This window comes from Pseudomonas caspiana (assembly GCF_040224095.2).
Taxonomy (GTDB): domain Bacteria; phylum Pseudomonadota; class Gammaproteobacteria; order Pseudomonadales; family Pseudomonadaceae; genus Aquipseudomonas; species Aquipseudomonas caspiana.
In genome coordinates this window covers 1,668,563-1,686,999 of record NZ_CP167995.1, presented here as the reverse complement: position 1 = coordinate 1,686,999, position 18,437 = coordinate 1,668,563, and the positions used below count along the sequence as shown (strand labels likewise).

At 57.3% G+C, this 18,437-nt stretch carries 15 protein-coding genes, 3 tRNA genes and 1 riboswitch; of the genes, 3 read left to right on the top strand and 15 right to left on the bottom strand.

Features of this window, described 5'->3' with window-relative positions:
- Positions 1–113: 113 nt before the first annotated feature.
- Complete coding sequence (locus ABRP31_RS07625; protein WP_027900088.1) at positions 114–443, top strand: Arc family DNA-binding protein; 330 nt, start codon at positions 114–116, stop codon at positions 441–443.
- A gap of 155 nt (positions 444–598) precedes the next feature.
- On the opposite strand, the gene mgtE is transcribed toward ABRP31_RS07625, so the two are convergent.
- Positions 599–2,041: a magnesium transporter gene (gene mgtE, locus ABRP31_RS07620; protein WP_349971818.1), complete on the bottom strand. Its 1,443-nt coding sequence runs from the start codon at positions 2,039–2,041 to the stop codon at positions 599–601.
- Positions 2,042–2,361: 320 nt separating this feature from the next.
- Here mgtE and bamE point away from each other — a divergent pair, with 320 nt between their 5' ends.
- A complete protein-coding gene (gene bamE, locus ABRP31_RS07615; protein ID WP_372489427.1) occupies positions 2,362–2,856 on the top strand; it encodes an outer membrane protein assembly factor BamE in 495 nt (164 codons plus the stop codon).
- 43 nt (positions 2,857–2,899) lie between these two features.
- On the opposite strand, the gene ABRP31_RS07610 is transcribed toward bamE, so the two are convergent.
- From ABRP31_RS07610 to ltaE, 7 genes are all read right to left on the bottom strand, one after another.
- Positions 2,900–2,976 (bottom strand) — tRNA-Arg (locus tag ABRP31_RS07610).
- Positions 2,977–3,047: 71 nt separating this feature from the next.
- A tRNA-Arg gene (locus tag ABRP31_RS07605) sits at positions 3,048–3,124 on the bottom strand.
- Positions 3,125–3,232: 108 nt separating this feature from the next.
- Positions 3,233–3,323, bottom strand: a tRNA-Ser gene (locus ABRP31_RS07600).
- A gap of 62 nt (positions 3,324–3,385) precedes the next feature.
- Positions 3,386–3,574, bottom strand: a complete 189-nt coding sequence (gene csrA / locus ABRP31_RS07595; RefSeq protein WP_002554426.1) for a carbon storage regulator CsrA — start codon at positions 3,572–3,574, stop codon at positions 3,386–3,388.
- A 166-nt stretch (positions 3,575–3,740) separates the two neighbouring features.
- Positions 3,741–4,973 (bottom strand): aspartate kinase, encoded by a 1,233-nt coding sequence (locus tag ABRP31_RS07590; RefSeq protein ID WP_087273066.1) that lies wholly within the window; start codon positions 4,971–4,973, stop codon positions 3,741–3,743.
- 96 nt (positions 4,974–5,069) lie between these two features.
- Positions 5,070–7,694, bottom strand: coding sequence for an alanine--tRNA ligase (gene alaS, locus ABRP31_RS07585; RefSeq protein WP_349971816.1), 2,625 nt, complete (start codon positions 7,692–7,694; stop codon positions 5,070–5,072).
- Between the two features lie 144 nt (positions 7,695–7,838).
- Entirely contained in the window at positions 7,839–8,843 is a 1,005-nt protein-coding gene (gene ltaE / locus ABRP31_RS07580; RefSeq protein ID WP_349971815.1) for a low-specificity L-threonine aldolase, read from the bottom strand.
- Positions 8,844–9,024: 181 nt separating this feature from the next.
- Positions 9,025–9,170: riboswitch (FMN riboswitch) on the top strand.
- Between the two features lie 126 nt (positions 9,171–9,296).
- Between ltaE and ABRP31_RS07575 the strand changes: the two genes are divergently transcribed.
- Positions 9,297–9,806 carry a 6,7-dimethyl-8-ribityllumazine synthase gene (locus ABRP31_RS07575; RefSeq protein WP_087273057.1) on the top strand — a complete coding sequence of 170 codons (510 nt, stop codon included), beginning with the start codon at positions 9,297–9,299 and terminating at the stop codon, positions 9,804–9,806.
- A 491-nt stretch (positions 9,807–10,297) separates the two neighbouring features.
- On the opposite strand, the gene astE is transcribed toward ABRP31_RS07575, so the two are convergent.
- The 7 genes from astE to ABRP31_RS07540 all read right to left on the bottom strand — a co-directional run bounded on the left by astE (position 10,298) and on the right by ABRP31_RS07540 (position 18,206).
- Complete coding sequence (astE, locus tag ABRP31_RS07570; RefSeq protein ID WP_349971814.1) at positions 10,298–11,305, bottom strand: succinylglutamate desuccinylase; 1,008 nt, start codon at positions 11,303–11,305, stop codon at positions 10,298–10,300.
- Positions 11,306–11,338: 33 nt separating this feature from the next.
- Positions 11,339–11,623 (bottom strand): hypothetical protein, encoded by a 285-nt coding sequence (locus ABRP31_RS07565; RefSeq protein ID WP_027900080.1) that lies wholly within the window; start codon positions 11,621–11,623, stop codon positions 11,339–11,341.
- A 62-nt stretch (positions 11,624–11,685) separates the two neighbouring features.
- Positions 11,686–13,032 carry an N-succinylarginine dihydrolase gene (astB, locus tag ABRP31_RS07560; protein ID WP_087273896.1) on the bottom strand — a complete coding sequence of 449 codons (1,347 nt, stop codon included), beginning with the start codon at positions 13,030–13,032 and terminating at the stop codon, positions 11,686–11,688.
- A gap of 207 nt (positions 13,033–13,239) precedes the next feature.
- Entirely contained in the window at positions 13,240–14,709 is a 1,470-nt protein-coding gene (gene astD / locus ABRP31_RS07555) for a succinylglutamate-semialdehyde dehydrogenase (protein WP_349971862.1), read from the bottom strand.
- On the bottom strand, positions 14,706–15,731 hold the full coding sequence (gene astA / locus ABRP31_RS07550) for an arginine N-succinyltransferase (protein WP_087273892.1): 1,026 nt from the start codon (positions 15,729–15,731) through the stop codon (positions 14,706–14,708). The genes astD and astA overlap by 4 nt, the downstream gene beginning before the upstream one ends.
- A 75-nt stretch (positions 15,732–15,806) precedes the next feature.
- Positions 15,807–16,838 carry an arginine/ornithine succinyltransferase subunit alpha gene (aruF, locus tag ABRP31_RS07545; protein ID WP_349971812.1) on the bottom strand — a complete coding sequence of 344 codons (1,032 nt, stop codon included), beginning with the start codon at positions 16,836–16,838 and terminating at the stop codon, positions 15,807–15,809.
- Between the two features lie 147 nt (positions 16,839–16,985).
- Positions 16,986–18,206, bottom strand: a complete 1,221-nt coding sequence (locus tag ABRP31_RS07540; protein ID WP_349971811.1) for an aspartate aminotransferase family protein — start codon at positions 18,204–18,206, stop codon at positions 16,986–16,988.
- Between the last annotated feature and the right edge of the window lie 231 nt (positions 18,207–18,437).

The window sequence follows — 18,437 nt, the reverse complement described above, 5'->3', positions numbered from 1 at the left end:
GATGCTGGCCTCGTTGAGAATACGGTTGAACATTTCGCTAAATGGGCTGTCTCAGATTTACATCCATGCGGCGACTTGCAAGAACCGCTCCCCTGAACTAACCGGTTAAATATATGAGCCCTATGAAACAGGCTACTTATTCCAGCCGCACGGCTGACAAGTTCGTTGTACGTCTACCAGACGGCATGCGTAATCGTGTGCAAGAGGTAGCTAAAAACCACCATCGCAGCATGAACTCAGAAATCATTGCTCGCCTCGAACAAAGCTTGATTCAGGAAGGTGCTCTGGGCGACGAACCTAGCCTGCGCCTTGATAGCCCTGAGCTGTCACTGCATGAACGCGAGTTGCTGCAGCGCTTTCGTCAGCTGTCGCACCGTCAACAGAACGCATTGGTGTCACTGATTGCACACGACACCGAGCTGGCTGCAGACAACGAAGACTGATCGCCACACCGAAGTTTTCAAGCCAGCTTAATTGCTGGCTTTTTTATGCGTGGTCTTTTAGTTGTTTTTATTTGCGCAGTACCGCGCCGCAAGGCAAAAACGCTGCGCACAAAAAACCGCCTGTCAGGGCGGTTTTTTTTATGCAGGCTAAACAACTAAAGCAGGAAGATAGTGGCGAGCCCGAGGAAGATAAAGAAGCCACCGCTGTCGGTGACAGCTGTAATCATGACACTTGCTCCCATCGCCGGGTCTCGTCCGAACCTGGAAAGCGCCATCGGGATCGTGACCCCCATCAGTGCCGCCAGCAGCAAGTTGAGTGTCATGGCCGCCGTCATCACGACGCCCAGCGACCAGCTGCCATAAAGCAGATAGGCAACCACACCAATCACCCCACCCCAGACCAGACCGTTGATAAGCCCCACTGCCAGCTCTTTGCGCAGCAGCCGCTTGGTATTACCGGTATTGACCTGGTCGAGCGCCATGGCGCGCACAATCATCGTAATGGTCTGATTGCCCGAGTTACCGCCAATCCCGGCCACAATCGGCATCAAGGCTGCCAGCGCTACCAGCTTCTCGATAGAACCTTCGAACAGGCCAATCACACGAGAAGCCAGGAATGCAGTGATCAGGTTGATCGCCAGCCACGCCCAACGGTTATGCAGTGAGCGCCAGACGGAAGCAAAAATATCTTCCTCTTCACGCAAACCCGCCATGTTGAGGACTTCGGTTTCGCTCTCTTCACGAATGAGGTCAACCATTTCGTCGATGGTCAAACGGCCGATCAGCTTGCCGTTCTTATCCACCACCGGCGAGGAAATAAGGTCATAACGTTCGAACGCCTGAGCGGCCTCATAGGCATCGCCATCCGGGTGAAAACTCACCGGATCATTTGCCATGACCTCCGATACCTGCTTCTCGGGGTCATTGACCAGCAGACGTTTGATCGGCAGCACGCCTTTGAGTACGCCGTCGTAATCGACCACGAACAACTTGTCGGTGTGCCCTGGCAACTCTTTCAGGCGACGCAGGTAGCGCAGAACAACTTCAAGACTCACATCCTCACGGATAGTGACCATCTCGAAGTCCATCAACGCGCCGACTTGCTCTTCGTCGTACGACAGAGCAGAACGGACACGCTCACGCTGCTGAGTGTCCAGAGCCTCCATCAGCTCATGGACAACATCGCGAGGCAGCTCGGGAGCAATATCCGCCAGTTCGTCGGCGTCCATTTCCTTGGCGGCAGCCAGAAGCTCGTGATCGTCCATGTCGGCGATCAGCGTTTCCCGAACGGAGTCGGACACTTCCAGAAGAATATCGCCGTCGCGCTCAGCCTTGACCAACTGCCAGACCGTCAGACGATCTTCAAGCGGCAAGGCTTCCAGGATATAGGCGACGTCGGCGGAGTGAAGATCGTCGAGCTTGCGCTGCAATTCGACGAGGTTCTGCCGGTGAACAAGATTTTCTACACGGTCTTGATTCTGACCTTCCTGACGGTGGGTCAGATCTTCAACGACACGCTGGCGCTGCAGGAGCTCGATAACCTGAGCCAGACGATCCTGCAAACTATCCTGCGTTTTCTTTACTTCAATTTCGGACATAGGCGAACTCCACTCCCAGCAGCGGAGCACGCCGGGAGATCAATCAATTAATGCATGATTGCTTAAAAAATCGGTTGAGTAACTACTGGGTAAGTCCATGGAGGTTTTCCACAAGCCCCGGCGGGGCTGACGGGCGCAATCATACACCGCTTGCCCCTATTGCACGCTACAAAATTCTGGTCAGAACAAGCGCTTGCAACACAGAGTTAATGATCTGTGCGGCAATAGACGTTGGACGACACATCCCGCCAACAAAACACCCCACTCAATGAAATGACCTTGGCTAGGCTTTTACGACACTGGTCATGGAAGACGCCAAAATGCGCCACAAGCCCGCCTGTCTTTTGGGGTTCGCCCTGCTCTGTTCATCCACCCTGCTTCAAGCGTCCAGCGTTCTGCGCTGCGAAGACGCCACCGGCAATATTACCTTCACCACCCTCGGTTGCCCGAGCGGACAGAATATGCGACGGCAGGAGGCTTACAACGCACCGCCCGGTAGCTCAACACCCCTACTTCCCGGCGCGGAGCAGGCGGATAGATCTGCTCGCAAGCCAGCACCACCAAAAGAACTGGTGATTGTTGGTCAGCGTGACGACGGATGCGGCAATCGCCTGAGCGCCGAACAGCGTCGACGCGCAATCATCAACCAGCAAACGCCACCCGGCATGACACGCAAGGATGTAGAGAACTTGCTGGGCAGCCCCGACAAGGTCGTGAGCAGAAATGGAGAGACGCGATACGTGTATCACGAGAAGAAAGGCCGCAGTAGCCAGGTCACATTCGACGAGCATGACTGCGTAAAAGGTAAACGCTAGAAAGCAAAAAGCCCGTATCAGACGATACGGGCTTTTTGGTGTTTGGTGCACTCGACAGGATTCGAACCTGTGACCGCTCGGTTCGTAGCCGAGTACTCTATCCAGCTGAGCTACGAGTGCATTAGCGCTTGATAAACCAGATCACTGCTGGTTGAAGCAAGTTATCCGCATTACTGCAAACAACCTTTAAATGGTGCACTCGACAGGATTCGAACCTGTGACCGCTCGGTTCGTAGCCGAGTACTCTATCCAGCTGAGCTACGAGTGCATTTGTTGCCGCGCATTATAGGCCGTCGAATCTTTTGGTCAAGAACTTTTTTCTAGTAAATTCAACAACTTACCGATTAAAGCCAGATACAACGTACTACGCAAATAATGGCGGAGAACGGGGGATTCGAACCCCCGACACCCTTGTGAGGTGTACTCCCTTAGCAGGGGAGCGCCTTCGGCCACTCGGCCAGCTCTCCGCAACACGGGGCGTATAATAACCACCCTTTTCCCCGTTTGCAAACCAAAAATTCAATAAAAATTAATGGCTTGGTTCTTCGTCCTTCTCTTTCTTGATGCGCAGGTAAATCTCTTCACGGTGAACAGCGACTTCCTTGGGCGCGTTGACACCGATACGCACTTGATTACCTTTGACGCCCAGCACGGTCACAGTGATTTCGCCATCACCAATGATCAGGCTTTCTGCGCACCGACGAGTCAGAATCAGCATACCTTTCTCCTCACGCAATACATTCAGGGACAACAGTCTGCAAATCGAACGCGACACCCGCGAGTAGCGCGGCTGTAATCAGAGTATCGACCGGGGAAAGTAAAAGAACAGTTTTCGCCCGGCAAGAACGCAAAGGACGCAGTCAGACCGCGCCCCTGCCGATACATCACTCGCCCTGTCGAGGCGCATCCAGCTCAAACGCCGTGTGCAGTGCACGCACCGCCAGCTCCAGATACTTCTCTTCGATCACCACCGAAACCTTGATTTCCGATGTCGAGATCATCTGGATATTGATGCTTTCCTTGGCCAGCGATTCGAACATACGGCTGGCAACACCGGCATGAGAACGCATGCCCACACCGACGATCGATACTTTGGCGATCTTGGTGTCGCCAATCACTTCACGGGCATTGATTTCACGCGCGGTGTTTTCCAGTACCTGCGAGGCAGCCTGGTAGTCATTGCGGTGGACCGTGAAGGTGAAGTCGGTGGTGTTATCGTGCGCAACGTTCTGCACGATCATGTCGACTTCGATGTTCGCGGCGCTGATCGGCCCGAGAATTTTGAACGCCACACCCGGGGTGTCTGGCACGCCACGGATGGTCAGCTTGGCCTCATCGCGGTTGAAGGCGATGCCGGAAATGATCGGCTGTTCCATGGATTCCTCTTCATCAATGGTAATGAGGGTCCCTGGACCCTCCTTGAAGCTGTGCAAAACGCGCAGCGGGACGTTGTACTTGCCGGCAAACTCCACCGCGCGAATCTGCAATACCTTGGAACCGAGGCTGGCCATTTCCAGCATCTCTTCGAAGGTAATCTTGTCCAGACGCTGAGCCTGGGAGACCACGCGTGGATCTGTGGTGTAAACACCATCGACATCGGTGTAGATCTGGCACTCATCGGCTTTCAACGCCGCAGCCAGCGCCACGCCGGTGGTATCCGAACCACCACGACCCAGGGTCGTGATATTGCCGTTCTCGTCCACACCCTGGAAACCGGCGACCACAACGACACGGCCAGCCTTCAGGTCAGCACGAATCTTCTGGTCGTCAATCTGCAGAATACGCGCCTTGTTATGCGCGCTGTCCGTCAGGATGCGGACCTGATTACCGGTGTACGACACTGCAGGCACACCACGCTTCATCAGCGCCATCGCCAGCAGGGCAATCGTCACCTGCTCACCCGTCGAAACGATCACATCCAGCTCGCGAGGAACCGGTTGATCGCTGATCTGCCTGGCAAGGTCGATCAGGCGATTGGTTTCGCCACTCATGGCAGAAAGCACAACCACGAGGTCATCGCCCTGCTCACGGAATTTCTTGACCTTGTCGGCAACCTGCTCGATACGCTCAACAGAGCCCACCGAGGTGCCTCCAAATTTCTGTACGATCAAAGCCATCTCAAAGCCGCCTCTGCCCCCTTGAGGGCGCCCATTAAACGTTAAATCCAAGCGCCGGGCTGCCGCACTTGTGCGCGGCAGCTACGGAAGGTCGACTTAAATACCCTGCTCGACGAAAGGCACGGTCAATGCCAGCGCTGCATCCAGCGCACCTGCATCCACACCACCACCTTGCGCCATGTCAGGACGACCGCCGCCTTTACCACCTACGGCCGCAGCGGCCTGTTTCATCAAATCACCGGCTTTGAGTTGGCCAGTCAGGTCCTTGGTTACGCCTGCAACCAGTACGACCTTGTCTTCATGCACACTGCCGAGCAGGATCACTGCGCGGCCGAGTTTGTTCTTCAACTGATCGACAAGCGCCAACAGCGCTTTGCCATCCTGACCGTCCAGGCGCACGGCCAGCACTTTCACGCCTTTGACATCCAGTGCCGAGGAAGACAGATCGTCGCCCGCTGCGCTGGCCGCCTTGGCCTGCAATTGCTCCAGTTGTTTTTCCAGCAGACGGTTACGCTCTATGACGGCCGTCAGCTTGTCCAACAGGTTCTCGCGGTTGCCTTTGACCAGGGTCGCGGCTTCCTTGAGCTGATCTTCTGCAGCATTGAGGTAACCCAGCGCCGCTGCACCGGTGACCGCCTCGATGCGTCGTACGCCAGCGGCGACGCCGCCTTCGCTGACAATCTTGAATACCGCAATGTCGCCGGTGCGATTGGCATGAATACCACCGCACAGCTCAACGGAGAAATCGCCACCCATGCTCAGCACGCGCACGCTGTCGCCGTATTTCTCGCCGAACAGCGCCATTGCGCCACGCGCCTTCGCGGTTTCGATGTCGGTTTCGACCGTCTCGACTGCGGTGTTCTTGCGAATTTCGGCGTTGACGATGTCTTCCAGCGCTTTAAGTTGCTCAGGCTTGATCGACTCAAAATGGCTGAAGTCAAAACGCAGGCGCTGACTGTCGACCAAAGAACCTTTCTGCTGGACGTGCTCGCCCAGTACCTGACGCAAAGCGGCGTGCAGCAAGTGAGTCGCGGAGTGGTTCAACGCCGTAGCGTTACGCACCTCAGCGTCCACCTCGGTGTTTACAGAAGTGCCGACCGTCAATGAGCCGGAGGCCACAACGCCGTGATGCAGGAACGCGCCACCGGTTTTGGTGGTATCACGGACATCAAAACGCACCTCACCAGCACTGAGGTAGCCGCCGTCACCAATCTGACCGCCGGATTCGGCGTAGAACGGCGTGGTATCGAGAACTACAACGCCCTCTTCGCCTTCGTTCAACTGCTCGACTTTCTGGCCTTCTTTATAGAGAGCGACGATCTTCGCTTCGCCACGGGTTGCCTTGTAGCCGGTGAACTCGGTCGCCACATCAACCTTGACGAGGCTGTTGTAGTCCATACCGAACGAACTGGCAGAACGGGCGCGAACACGCTGTGCATCCATCTCGCGCTCGAAACCTTCCTCATCAAGGGTCAGGTTGCGCTCGCGGGCGATGTCACCGGTCAGATCCATCGGGAAACCATAGGTGTCGTAGAGTTTGAACACCACGTCACCCGGCACCACGCTGCCTTTGAGTTCAGCCAGATCCTGCTCGAGGATTTTCAGGCCCTGCTCCAGCGTCTTGGCGAACTGCTCTTCCTCAGCTTTAAGCACGCGCTCGATGTGCGCCTGCTGTTGAACCAGCTCAGGGAACGCAGTGCCCATCTCGGCCACCAGCGCCGCGACGATCTGGTAGAAGAAGCTGCCCTTGGCACCCAGCTTGTTACCGTGACGGCAGGCGCGGCGAATGATCCGACGCAGCACATAACCGCGACCTTCATTGGACGGCAGCACGCCATCAGCAACAAGAAAGCCACAGGAACGAATGTGGTCAGCCACGACTTTCAACGAGGCCTGACCGTCGTTGCTGCAACCGATCGCTTGGGCCGAAGCCGCCAGCAGGCTCTGGAACAGGTCAATTTCGTAGTTGGAATTCACGTGCTGCAGAACGGCACTGACGCGCTCCAGGCCCATGCCGGTATCGACCGACGGCGCAGGCAGCGGGTGCAGCACACCGTCAGCGGTACGGTTGAACTGCATGAAAACGTTGTTCCAGATTTCGATGTAACGGTCGCCGTCTTCTTCCGGCGAGCCCGGTGGGCCGCCCCAGATTTCAGGGCCGTGATCGAAGAAGATCTCGGTGCAAGGACCGCACGGGCCTGTATCACCCATGGTCCAGAAGTTGTCGGACGCATACGGCGCGCCTTTATTGTCACCGATACGGACCATGCGCTCAGCGGGTACGCCGATGTCTTTGGTCCAGATATCGTAAGCCTCGTCATCGCTGGCGTAGACCGTTACCCAGAGTTTGTCCTTGGGCAGGTTCAGCCATTTTTCCGAGGTCAGAAAGGTCCAGGCGTAGGTAATCGCATCACGCTTGAAGTAATCACCGAAGCTGAAGTTGCCCAGCATTTCGAAGAATGTGTGGTGACGCGCGGTGTAGCCGACGTTTTCCAGGTCGTTGTGTTTGCCACCGGCACGCACACACTTCTGGCTGGTCACTGCACGGGTATAGGCTCGCTTTTCCTGGCCCAGGAAGCAGTCCTTGAACTGGTTCATACCTGCGTTGGTAAACAGCAGGGTCGGGTCATTGCCCGGAATCAAGGAGCTGGAGGCGACACGGGTGTGGCCTTGCTCTTCGAAGAAGCCAAGGAAGGCTTCACGGATTTCTGCGCTTTTCATAGGTTCTTCCACGGAGACTGCGGCCAGAGGCAAGTGCAAAACGTCATGTGACGTAGCGACGGCAAAGGGCCGCATTATATAGGCGTTGCGTCAACGGTACAGTCTGTTTGTACGATAGAACAAAGCTACTGGACTATCGGCGCCTCAAGTGCGGGAAAAGTCAGCAAATGCTGTGATTACGCTCTCCAGCTGCTGACGGGAAATATCCAAGTGAGTGATCATCCGCAAGCGCGGCGCAGCGCTGAGCGTAATACCACGCTCGGCACAGAACGCCTTGAGCGCCTGAGCGCGATCACCGATCTGCACATAAACCATATTGGTCTGCACCGGCTCAACCGAATAACCCAGCTCTGCCAGTGCAGCACCTAAAAACGCTGCGTTGGCATGATCATCAGCCAGTCGCTCAACCTGATGCTCAAGCGCATACAGGCCGGCCGCCGCCAGCATCCCGGCCTGACGCATACCGCCGCCGACCATTTTGCGCAAACGACGGGCTTTGTCGATAAATGCCTGAGAGCCGCACAGCACTGAGCCAATCGGCGCACCTAGCCCTTTGGACAGGCACACCGACACTGAATCAAAGTGCTGAGTGATCTCGCGTGCGTCAACACCCAGCTTCACGGCGGCGTTATACAACCGGGCACCGTCCAGATGCAGCGAAAGGCCATGTTCTTGCGTGAATTTGCGGGCTGCGACTAGATAGCTCAACGGCAGCACTTTGCCCTGCATGGTGTTTTCCAGTGCGAGCAAACGGGTGCGGGCAAAATGAAAGTCGTCTGGTTTGATGGTTGCAAGCACTTGATCCAGGTCCAGCGAACCATCAGCCTGATTTTCCAGAGGCTGCGGTTGAATGGAACCAAGGACGGCCGCGCCGCCACCTTCATATTTATAGGTATGAGCCTGCTGACCGACGATGTACTCGTCGCCACGCTCACAATGGGCCATCAAGCCCAGCAGGTTGCTCATCGTGCCTGTCGGAACGAAAAGGGCAGCGGCGAACCCGAGGCGTTCCGCCAACCAGCCTTCAAGACGATTGACCGTCGGATCTTCACCGTAGACATCGTCACCCAGCGGTGCCTGCGCCATGGCGGCACGCATTCCGGGAGTGGGCTGAGTCACTGTGTCGCTGCGCAAGTCGATAACCGTCACGATAAAGCTCCCTGAAGAAGACGAACCTCAGTTGTGAGGTTTCAAGGAGAAATAATCAAGGTGCTGACGTGGAATTCCAAGACCTACTTATAAGAAAAAGTCAGGACGACTGTAGGAATACGTCCAAGCACATTCCGCAAAACTGTGATAAAAAATGCCCGCCGCGGAAATATTTCAGCGGCAACGTTCTCAGGGCGGGGTGCAATTCCCCACCGGCGGTAATGACGCGCAATGCGTTTAGCCCGCGAGCGCCTGCAAACGCAGGGTCAGCAGACCTGGTGAGATTCCAGGGCCGACGGTCATAGTCCGGATGAAGAGAGAACGGGATTGGCACCACCGCAATGCATCGCGCATCGTCACGAACGGATTTCGTTCACCTGACTGCCGGGCTTAGCCTGACCTTCCCATTCGATCCAAAGCGCCCTGTTTTTTTATAGACAGGAGACAGAACAGATGCAACCCACCGCAATCGACAGCAAAAGCAAAAGCCACGCAAACGAGCGCATCGCTTTTATCCAGGCCTGCTGGCACAAGGATATTGTCGATCAGAGCAAAATCGGCTTCATCGCTGAAATGGCTAACCATGGCTACACCGAAGCAGACATCGATTTCTTCGAAGTCGGCGGTGCTTTTGAAATCCCTCTGCATGCCAAACTGCTGGCCAACAGCGGCCGTTACGCAGGCGTCGTCGGCGCAGCCCTGGTTGTCGATGGCGGAATCTACCGCCACGAGTTCGTCGCCCAATCGGTAGTCAGCGCGCTGATGCAAGTGCAGCTGGAAACTGAAGTGCCGGTGTTCTCGGTGGTACTGACCCCTCACCACTTCCATGCAGGCGAAGAACACCTGAAGTTCTTCTTCGAACACTTCCTGCACAAAGGCCAGGAAGCAGCAAAAACCTGCGCTGATACCGTCGCCAAAGTGCGTGCGATTCGTCGTATTGAAGGGCAGAAGAAAGTCGGCTAACTGCGATCGGCGACAAACCCTGTGGGGTAATTCATTCGCGAAAGCGGCATTGCAACCGACAGATATCTGTCGAATGTACTGCCCTATTCGCGAATAAAAATTCGCTCCCACAGGTGTTCTGCAATTCCAATATCAGCGCCATCTCGCAGGACCGGCTTTAGTCGGGAGAGCGGTGTTTCTGCCGAAAAAATTTAGTGAACGTTCCGACGTCCTCTCGGCTAAAGCCGGTCCTACGGGATTGCATAGATCCTGTGGGAGCGAGGCTTGCCCGCGATAGGGCCACCACTATTCAGCAGGTTCAACGCGTTATCGTTCATCGCGGGCAAGCCCGGCTCCCACATGAGATTGCGCTCTTGCGCAGGACCGGCTTTAGCCGGGAGAGCGGTGTTTCCGCCGAAAAAATTTAGCGAACGTTTCGACGTCCTCCGGCTAAATCCAGTCCTACGGGATTGCATAGATTCTGTGGGAGCGCCGCAATGATCGCGTCAGGCTCAAACCAGCCCGTCCTCTGTAGCCGGCACAATCAATATCCCCGCCCGCAGGCCATTCTTGACCTTGGGGTTCGGGAAGATGATCCGCGCGCCCTCTTCTTCCACCACCCAGCGCGAATGAGTCAGGTCGTCAGCCAGGACGTAGCCTTTTTCCAGCGTTGAAAAATTCTCAACATCCAGAGGCAGATGCAGCCTGAAGCTATCGCTGTGCTTGATGATTTCCCGGGCGACGCTGAACAGCTGTAACCCTTCAAGGCTTTCTTCCACTGCTGGCTCTGTGCCTTCGATCATTTGCTCCAGACGCACACGCAGACGAGTCAGATCGACTTCCTGATTCTGTCCGAACGGCCGCGCCTTGCCCAACTCCAGCGTGAAAGCCTCGGCCCCCAGCTTGTCGTAGGTATAGGCGCTAAACACGATAGAGGGTTTGTTCTGCAGCAATACCGCCGTCATACCGGCCGCCTTCAGCCGTGCCAGTTCACGACGAGAGTGCTGACGCCCCTCTTTCCACGGGTAGAGCGCGAACTGTTCGATCTTCGAACCGCGAATTGCCGTATGCAGGTCGTAGTGCAAACGGTAGCGGTCCGGAATGCTGAAAAACGTCGCCGCCAGCCGCTCCAGTTCGCAGGCGCGTAACGCCTCCGCACCCTCGCTGTGCTCGTGACGGCCATTGAACAGCCGGTTGACGTCCTGTTCGACATAGCGCTCGCCCCGGCGCATCGCATCGGGGTTGCCAAACAGGAAAAGAATACGTGCCCGCGGCTGTAATTCGCTGCGGGCAATACTGCGGATCAATTCGTCCAGCAGCTCGATGGGTGCCGTCTCATTGCCATGGATACCGGCGGATAACAGCAAGTCCGTGCCGTTATCCCGATCCTGGGCAGGACGCACTTCCAAAGCGCCCTCGCTCAGCCATCGCAGTCGCACTCCGGCGACTGTCACTTGAGTCTTTTCTGCCGGTTCACGTCCAGCCAAAGTCAGGTCAAGCAGTTTACCGAGGGCGAGCATAGGCGCTGTTCCCGTAATGGGTGAAAGTGGGTCTTAGTGATTGCAGTCAGGGCCGTGCACATGCTCTTCGTCTTCACCGACGTCAGCAGGCTCCATTTCCAGTTGCAGGCTGACCAGGTTGGTCGCCAGAGGACGCAACAACAGGTTGGCGTACTCGGCATCACCTTCTTCAACATCGACGCCAATCAGCAATTGGCCGCGGCCATCGTGCTGAATCCAGATTTCCTTGCCCTGCCAGACGACCGCAACGCGGGTGCAGGAAGTTTCCAGCTGGGTGCCATCGGTGTCTTCAAGGATCAACTGCAGGGTGTCGCTCATAATCGGTGTTCTCTATGGAGAGGAAGGACGGCGGGTCGTGCCAGGCACCACCCGCCAGAATTTCAGGCCAGCTGAAAAGGATAAACCGCGCCCAGTTTAAGGATTTGCGTCAATTCATCCAATGCTGCGCGGCATTCAATCAGTAACTGCGGATCAGCCAGATCATCTTCGCTCATGCGATCACGATAATGCCTGTCGACCCACTGCGTCAGCGTGTCATACAGCGGCGCGGTCATGATAACCCCGGGGTTGACGGCCGCCAGCTCGGTTTCATTGAGCGCGACACGCAGACGCAGACAGGCCGGACCGCCGCCATTCTGCATGCTTTGTTTGAGGTCGAAAACTTTGACCTCCCTGACTGGGCCAGCGCCCGCGATCAGCCCTTGCAGGTAACGCCAGACCCGTTCGTTGCCGCGACACTCTTCGGGCACGATCAGCAACATGGTGCCGTCGGGGCGGGACAGCAGCTGGCTGTTGAACAGGTAAGAACGCACTGCATCCTCCACCGAGACTTCAGCGCGTGGCACGCAAATCGCCTTGAGCTGCCCGCCACAACGGGCAAGCTTGTCTTGCAGTTCCGCCAGCATGCGCTCGGATTGGAGGAAGGCGTCCTCGTGATAAAACAACACTTCGCCGTTACCCACAGCGATCACATCGTTGTGAAACACGCCTTGATCAATCACCGCGGGGTTCTGTTGACCGTAAACCACTGCGCTGTCGCTCAAGCCATGCAAACGGGCGACGGCTTGGGAGGCTTCGAGGGTTTGGCGCGCTGGATACTTCTGCGGTTCAGGAAAGCGCGAATCAAAGGCACTACGGCCAAACACGAAAAACTCTACGCCGGCCTCGCCATAGTCACGGCACAAACGTGTGTGGTTGGCGGCACCTTCATCACCAAACTGGGCAACAGAAGGCAACGCAGTGTGATGAGCAAAATGCTGTGAATTGGCAAACATCGCGGCCAGCACGCGGCTGGTGGTCGGGTGCTCGATACTGCGGTGATATTTACAGGCCAGGTTGGCGGCGGTGAAATGCACGCGGCCATCGGCGGTGTCGGCGCTCGGGCTGACGGTTGCAGCGTTGGCGACCCACATGCTCGACGCGGAACAACTGGCTGCCAGCAGAGGTTTGGCCTGTTTGGCAGCCTGCTCGATCACGTGCGCATCGGTGCCGCTAAAACCAAGACGGCGCAGACCGGCAACATCCGGACGCTCTTGAGGAGCAAGCACGCCCTGAGTGAAGCCCATGTCCATCAGCGCTTTCATCTTTGCCAGCCCCTGCAATGCAGCTTCGCGCGGGTTGGAGGACTGCTGGCAGTTGCTTTGCGAGGCGACGTTACCGTAGGACAGCCCGCCGTAGTTGTGCGTCGGCCCGACCAGGCCGTCAAAATTGACTTCGTATGATTTCATCGGCTCGGCTCCGTGGATCTTTTCTTATAAGCGTAAGGTTCAATCATCGCTTCGCAGCCTTGGGCAGCTTTATCAAACAACATATAACTTACTGAACTGACGTGGATTTTTTGTAGGAGCTGCCGAAGGCTGCGATGCATTCCTCCTGACACACCGCCATCGCAGCCTTCGGCAGCTCCTACAGGTCCAGTGCTTACTGCACGACAGTCACGACAACCGCACACCGGGCGTCAGGGTCGCGGGCAAAGTCAGGCTGCTGCTCTCCAGTGATGCCACCGGATACGCGCAATAATCCGCCGCGTAATAGGCGCTCGCCCGATGATTGCCGGATGCACCAACACCCCCAAACGGTGCACTGCTCGCGGCGCCGGTCAACTGTTTGTTCCAGTTGACGATCCCCGCCCGGCTCTCCAGCCAGAACTGTTTGTAACGCGATTCAGAGTCCGAGAGCAGACCGGCAGCCAGACCGTATTGGGTGTCGTTGGCCAGCGCGATGGCGTCATCGAAGTTCGCGTAGCGAAGCACTTGCAACAGAGGACCGAACAGCTCCTCATCAATGGGATCACTGACCTCGGAAACATCAATGATGGCCGGTGTCAGCAACGCCGCCGTCGCGCGAGGCTGAGTCATCTCCAGCAAAGCCGTAGCGCCATTGGCGAGCAGTTGTTCCTGCGCTGCCAGCAAGGCACTGGCGGCGTGCAGTGAAATGACTGAACCCATGAACGGCGCTGGCTGCTGATCGTAAGCGCCCACTTCGATGTTGCGCGTGACCTCAACCAGACGCTCAAGAAAGGCGTCCCCCCACGGCCCTTGCGGCACCAGTAAACGCCGGGCACACGTACAACGCTGTCCGGCAGAAATGAAAGCGGACTGGATGACCGTGTACACCGCCGCTTCTACATCGGTAACTTCGTCGACGACCAGCGGGTTATTGCCACCCATTTCCAGCGCAAGAATCTTGTCGGGACGACCGGCAAACTGCTGATGCAGAGCATTGCCGGTACGGCTCGAACCGGTGAAAAACAGCCCGTCGATGCCTGAATTGGCGGCCAGGGCAATACCGGTTTCACGACCGCCCTGTAGCAGGTTCAACACCCCGGCAGGCAAACCGGCCTCGATCCAGCACTTGACCGTTAGCTCAGCGACTTTCGGGGTCAGCTCGCTAGGCTTGAATACAACGGCGTTGCCCGCCAGCAAAGCCGGGACGATATGGCCATTGGGCAGATGCCCGGGAAAGTTGTACGGCCCGAACACTGCCACCACGCCATGTGGCTTGTGGCGCAGCACCGCATTTGCGTCGCCCAGCGGACCACTTTTCTCGCCGGTACGCTCCCGGTAGCTCTGCACGGAAATAGCGATTTTGTTGACCATGCTGGTCACTTCAGTCGCCGACTCCCAGAGTGGCTTGCCCGTTTCTTCACCAATGCATTGCGCCAAGGCATCGGCCTGGTTTTTCAGTTTCGCGGCGAAAGCTTCCAGCACAGCGATACGCTCCTCCAGGGTCCGGCTGGCCCAGGCAGGAAAAGCCTGTCGCGCAGCGCCCACGGCAGCCTCTACTTGAGCAGTCGTTGCGCCTTGCCCGGACCACACAACCTGCTGAGTCACTGGATTGAGCGACTCGAATGCATCGCCCTGCCCGGCCTGCCAGTTACCTGCGATATACAGAGTGCTCATCAGACAGTCTCCCGTGCAGGCGACAGCGGAACCGCCCGGACATTGTCGCCCGCACTCAGGCGCAGACGCTTGGCCGTCGCCGGAGCGACCACCAATGTGCCGGCAGCAAAACGCGCCGCGCCCACGGTAATACGGCAATCTTCGCGCTTGCGGTTGTGAATCAGGAACTGCGTCGCATCGTCGCCCGGAGTGCCGATAGCCAGCACCAACGGGGCGCTGTCACGCACAGCGCGGATCTTCGCGGTTTCACATTCAACCGCCGGACCTGCATCGAAGATGTCCACGTAACCCTGATAGCTGAAGCCCTCGGCCTTGAGCATGGTCAGCGCTGGCTCGGTATCGGCGTGCACGCGACCAATCACGTTACGAGCGTCTTCAGAAAGGAAGCAGCTGTACAGCGGAAACTTGGGCATCAGTTCAGCAATGAACGCTTTGTTGCCGACACCCGTCAGGTAGTCCGCCTGACTGAATTCCATTTTAAAGAAATGTCGACCCAGACTTTCCCAGAACGGCGAACGACCATTCTCATCGGACATGCCACGCATCTCGGCAATGATCTTGTTGCCGAACAACTGCGGAAATTCAGCAATGAACAACATCCGCGCCTTGGCCAGCAGACGCCCGTTCAACCCGTTACGGTGATCGCTGTGCAGGAACAACGAGCACAGCTCGGAATTACCGGTCAGGTCATTGGCGAGGAACAGGGTCGGGATTTCGCGATAGATGTTCAACTCTTGAGAGGCGCTGACCGTCAGCCCCACTCGATAGTTGTACCAAGGCTCGCGCAGGCCAACCGCCCCCGCAATGGCGGAAATACCCACTACGCGGCCATCATCGTCTTCAAGCACAAAAAGGTAATCCGCATCACCGCGCCCGGCTTCGCCGCGAAAGGTCTTTTCCGCCCAGCCGACCCGGTGCGCCAAGCGTTCTTCATTGGCGGGCAAGGTCGTCAGGCCAGCGCCTGTGCTGCGCGCCAACTCGATCAGCGCGGGCAGGTCACTGCTGCTTACGGGACGAACGATCATGCTATCTCCTCAATGCCGCTTCCCTCGGGAAACGGCGAAACTCGCTAAACCAGCAATCCACATTCAAATGGCGTATCAGACCGCCACGACCCGCACGCTCGCATCTTCACCGACACCCAGCGCTTCAGCTGCCGCCAGACTCAGGGCCACCGGCTTGCCTGGCGCCCAGTCCAGTTCCAGCAATATCGCCCGATAATCCTGCAGCAGACCATTGGCAACCAGATACAAGCGGCCGCCGGAGCCGGTGTCAGTGGATCGTTGAGAGTCGATTTTGACGGGCACCAGGCGGCTCTGAGCGATAGAGCGAATCCCGGAAACACGCGCATGCAGAGTCGGGCCACCGTCGAAGATGTCGATGTAGTGATCCGTTTCGAAACCTTCGCGCATCAGGATGTCGAAGGTGATCTGCGCCCGCGGATGTACCTGCCCCATGGCTTCCTGGGCAGCGTCCGGCAGCAGCGGCACGTAGATCGGATAATGCGGCATCAGCTCGGCGAGGAACGTCCGGCTTTTCAGCCCGCACAGGCGCTCGGCGGCGGCGTAGTTCAAATCGAAGAAATTGCGGCCGATGGCGTCCCAGAACGGCGAGTCGCCATTTTCATCGCTGTAACCGACGATCTCGGTCACCACCGAATCCGCGAAACGCTCCGGATGGCTGGCCACGAACAGCAGGCGGCCACGGGAATTAAGCTCCGACCACGCGCTGCCCACCAGTTCAGGCACCACATAAAAACTGGTCAGCAAACTATTGCCGGTCAAATCGTGGCACTGGGACAGGACGTGAATCTTGTTGTGAATTTTCAGCTCACGAGAGGCGTGAACGAAGGTTTCGTTGCGGAAGCTATAGAAGGGTTCGGAATAACCCGCCGAAGCGACAATCCCCGAACAGCCCACCAAACGCCCGCTTTCACTGTCTTCCAGCACGAAGAAGTAGGTCTCTTCGCCGTTGAAGCTCACTTCGGCCGCGAATGAGGCTTCCGAAGCGGCGATCTTGTCGCCCAGACGACCCGCATCGTCAGGCAGGGACGTGACACCAATCGGGCTGTCGGCAGCGAGGCGTTGAACCTCGGCCAGATCAGCCATTTGCGCGGGGCGCATCACGAGCATGGTGCCACTCCTTACCAGAACACAGACCGGTCAAACCCGGCACAGAAAAAAAGCGCCACATGGATCAACGCCACATGGCACAGGAAAATGTCCGACGCTTACCGTGCAGGCAAACGTCGGAAGATGTTGCGTTGAATCAGCGCGACATCAAGCCTGAGTCAGCTTGGCCACAGCGCGCTCGAAGCGATCCAGACCTTCGTCGATATCAGCCTCTTCGATCACCAGACTTGGAGCGAAACGCACCACGTCAGGACCGGCTTGCAGAATCATCACGCCTTCATGCTCGGCGGCATTGAAGAAGTCCTTGGCCTTGCCCTTCCAGGCGTCGGTCAGTACGCATCCGATCAACAGGCCCATGCCACGCACCTGAGTGAAAACACCATACTTCTCGCCGATCTGCTCGAGACGCGCTCTGAACTTCGCGTGTTTGGCCGTGACGCCGTCGCGGACTTCCTGGGTGTGAACGACGTCCATCACAGCGTTGCCCACCGCACACGCCAAAGCGTTGCCGCCATAGGTCGTGCCGTGAACGCCGACAGCGAAGTGCCTGGCGAGCTTTTCGGTGGTCAGCATGGCCGCCATCGGGAAACCGCCACCAATGCTCTTGGCGCTGGAGAGGATGTCCGGCGTGACGCCGTAATTCATGTAGGCAAACAGACGACCGCTGCGGCCCATGCCACTTTGCACTTCATCGAAAATCAGCAGCGCTTTGTGCTCGTCGCACAATGCGCGGGCACCTTGCAGGTATTCGAGTTCGGCAGGCAGTACGCCGCCTTCACCCTGAATAGGTTCCAGCACCACGGCGCAGGTCTTGTCGGAGATCGCGGCCTTGAGCGCTGCCAGATCGTTGAACGGCACATGGGTGATGCCGGTGATCTTCGGCCCGAAGCCGTCGGAGTACTTAGACTGACCACCTACGGTCACGGTGAACAGCGTGCGACCGTGGAAGCTGTTCAGCGCAGCAATGATTTCGTACTTGTCCGGACCATACAGATCATGGGAAACACGACGCGCCAGCTTGAAAGCGGCTTCGTTGGCTTCAGCACCGGAGTTACAGAAGAACACACGCTCGGCGAACGTGGCATCCACCAGCTTCTTCGCCAGACGCAGGGCCGGCTCGTTGGTGAACACGTTGGAAACATGCCAGAGATTGTTGGCCTGCTCAGTCAAGGCACCCACCAGCGCCGGATGGCAGTGGCCCAGTACGTTGACGGCAATCCCGCCGGAGAGATCCACCAGCTCACGGCCCGCCTGGTCCCAGACTCGGGAACCCGCACCGCGCACAGGGATGAACCCGGCTGGAGCGTAATTGGGGACCATTACCTGGTCGAAATCGGCGCGTTGCACCGCAGCTTGCTCAACGGACATCGGAGTCTCCTGAAGAGGAACGCCTGCCTGAAACTGGCGAGCGATGGGAAGATTGTAAGGACTGGTTTCACTCCGGCCTTGCCGCCAGGCGACAACTTGTTACAGCACAAAACCGGGTTTTTCGGTGACTTTCGGCAATGCGACATTAAGCATCGCAAAGGCGCAGTTTAAACGTTGCGGGCGGATTGTTGCAGATGCAGATGATTTGATTTGGCTAGATACATTCACCCC

Bases quoted from the DNA above. Each gene is read 5' to 3' on its own strand.
- astB (WP_087273896.1), bottom strand. From the start codon at position 13,032: ATGAAATCATACGAAGTCAATTTTGACGGCCTGGTCGGGCCGACGCAC.
- ABRP31_RS07625 (WP_027900088.1), top strand. From the start codon at position 114: ATGAGCCCTATGAAACAGGCTACTTATTCCAGCCGCACGGCTGACAAG.
- astE (WP_349971814.1), bottom strand. From the start codon at position 11,305: ATGCTCGCCCTCGGTAAACTGCTTGACCTGACTTTGGCTGGACGTGAA.
- aruF (WP_349971812.1), bottom strand. From the start codon at position 16,838: ATGCTCGTGATGCGCCCCGCGCAAATGGCTGATCTGGCCGAGGTTCAA.
- ABRP31_RS07540 (WP_349971811.1), bottom strand. From the start codon at position 18,206: ATGTCCGTTGAGCAAGCTGCGGTGCAACGCGCCGATTTCGACCAGGTA.
- mgtE (WP_349971818.1), bottom strand. From the start codon at position 2,041: ATGTCCGAAATTGAAGTAAAGAAAACGCAGGATAGTTTGCAGGATCGT.
- bamE (WP_372489427.1), top strand. From the start codon at position 2,362: ATGCGCCACAAGCCCGCCTGTCTTTTGGGGTTCGCCCTGCTCTGTTCA.
- ABRP31_RS07590 (WP_087273066.1), bottom strand. From the start codon at position 4,973: ATGGCTTTGATCGTACAGAAATTTGGAGGCACCTCGGTGGGCTCTGTT.
- alaS (WP_349971816.1), bottom strand. From the start codon at position 7,694: ATGAAAAGCGCAGAAATCCGTGAAGCCTTCCTTGGCTTCTTCGAAGAG.
- ABRP31_RS07575 (WP_087273057.1), top strand. From the start codon at position 9,297: ATGCAACCCACCGCAATCGACAGCAAAAGCAAAAGCCACGCAAACGAG.
- csrA (WP_002554426.1), bottom strand. From the start codon at position 3,574: ATGCTGATTCTGACTCGTCGGTGCGCAGAAAGCCTGATCATTGGTGAT.
- ABRP31_RS07565 (WP_027900080.1), bottom strand. From the start codon at position 11,623: ATGAGCGACACCCTGCAGTTGATCCTTGAAGACACCGATGGCACCCAG.
- astA (WP_087273892.1), bottom strand. From the start codon at position 15,731: ATGATCGTTCGTCCCGTAAGCAGCAGTGACCTGCCCGCGCTGATCGAG.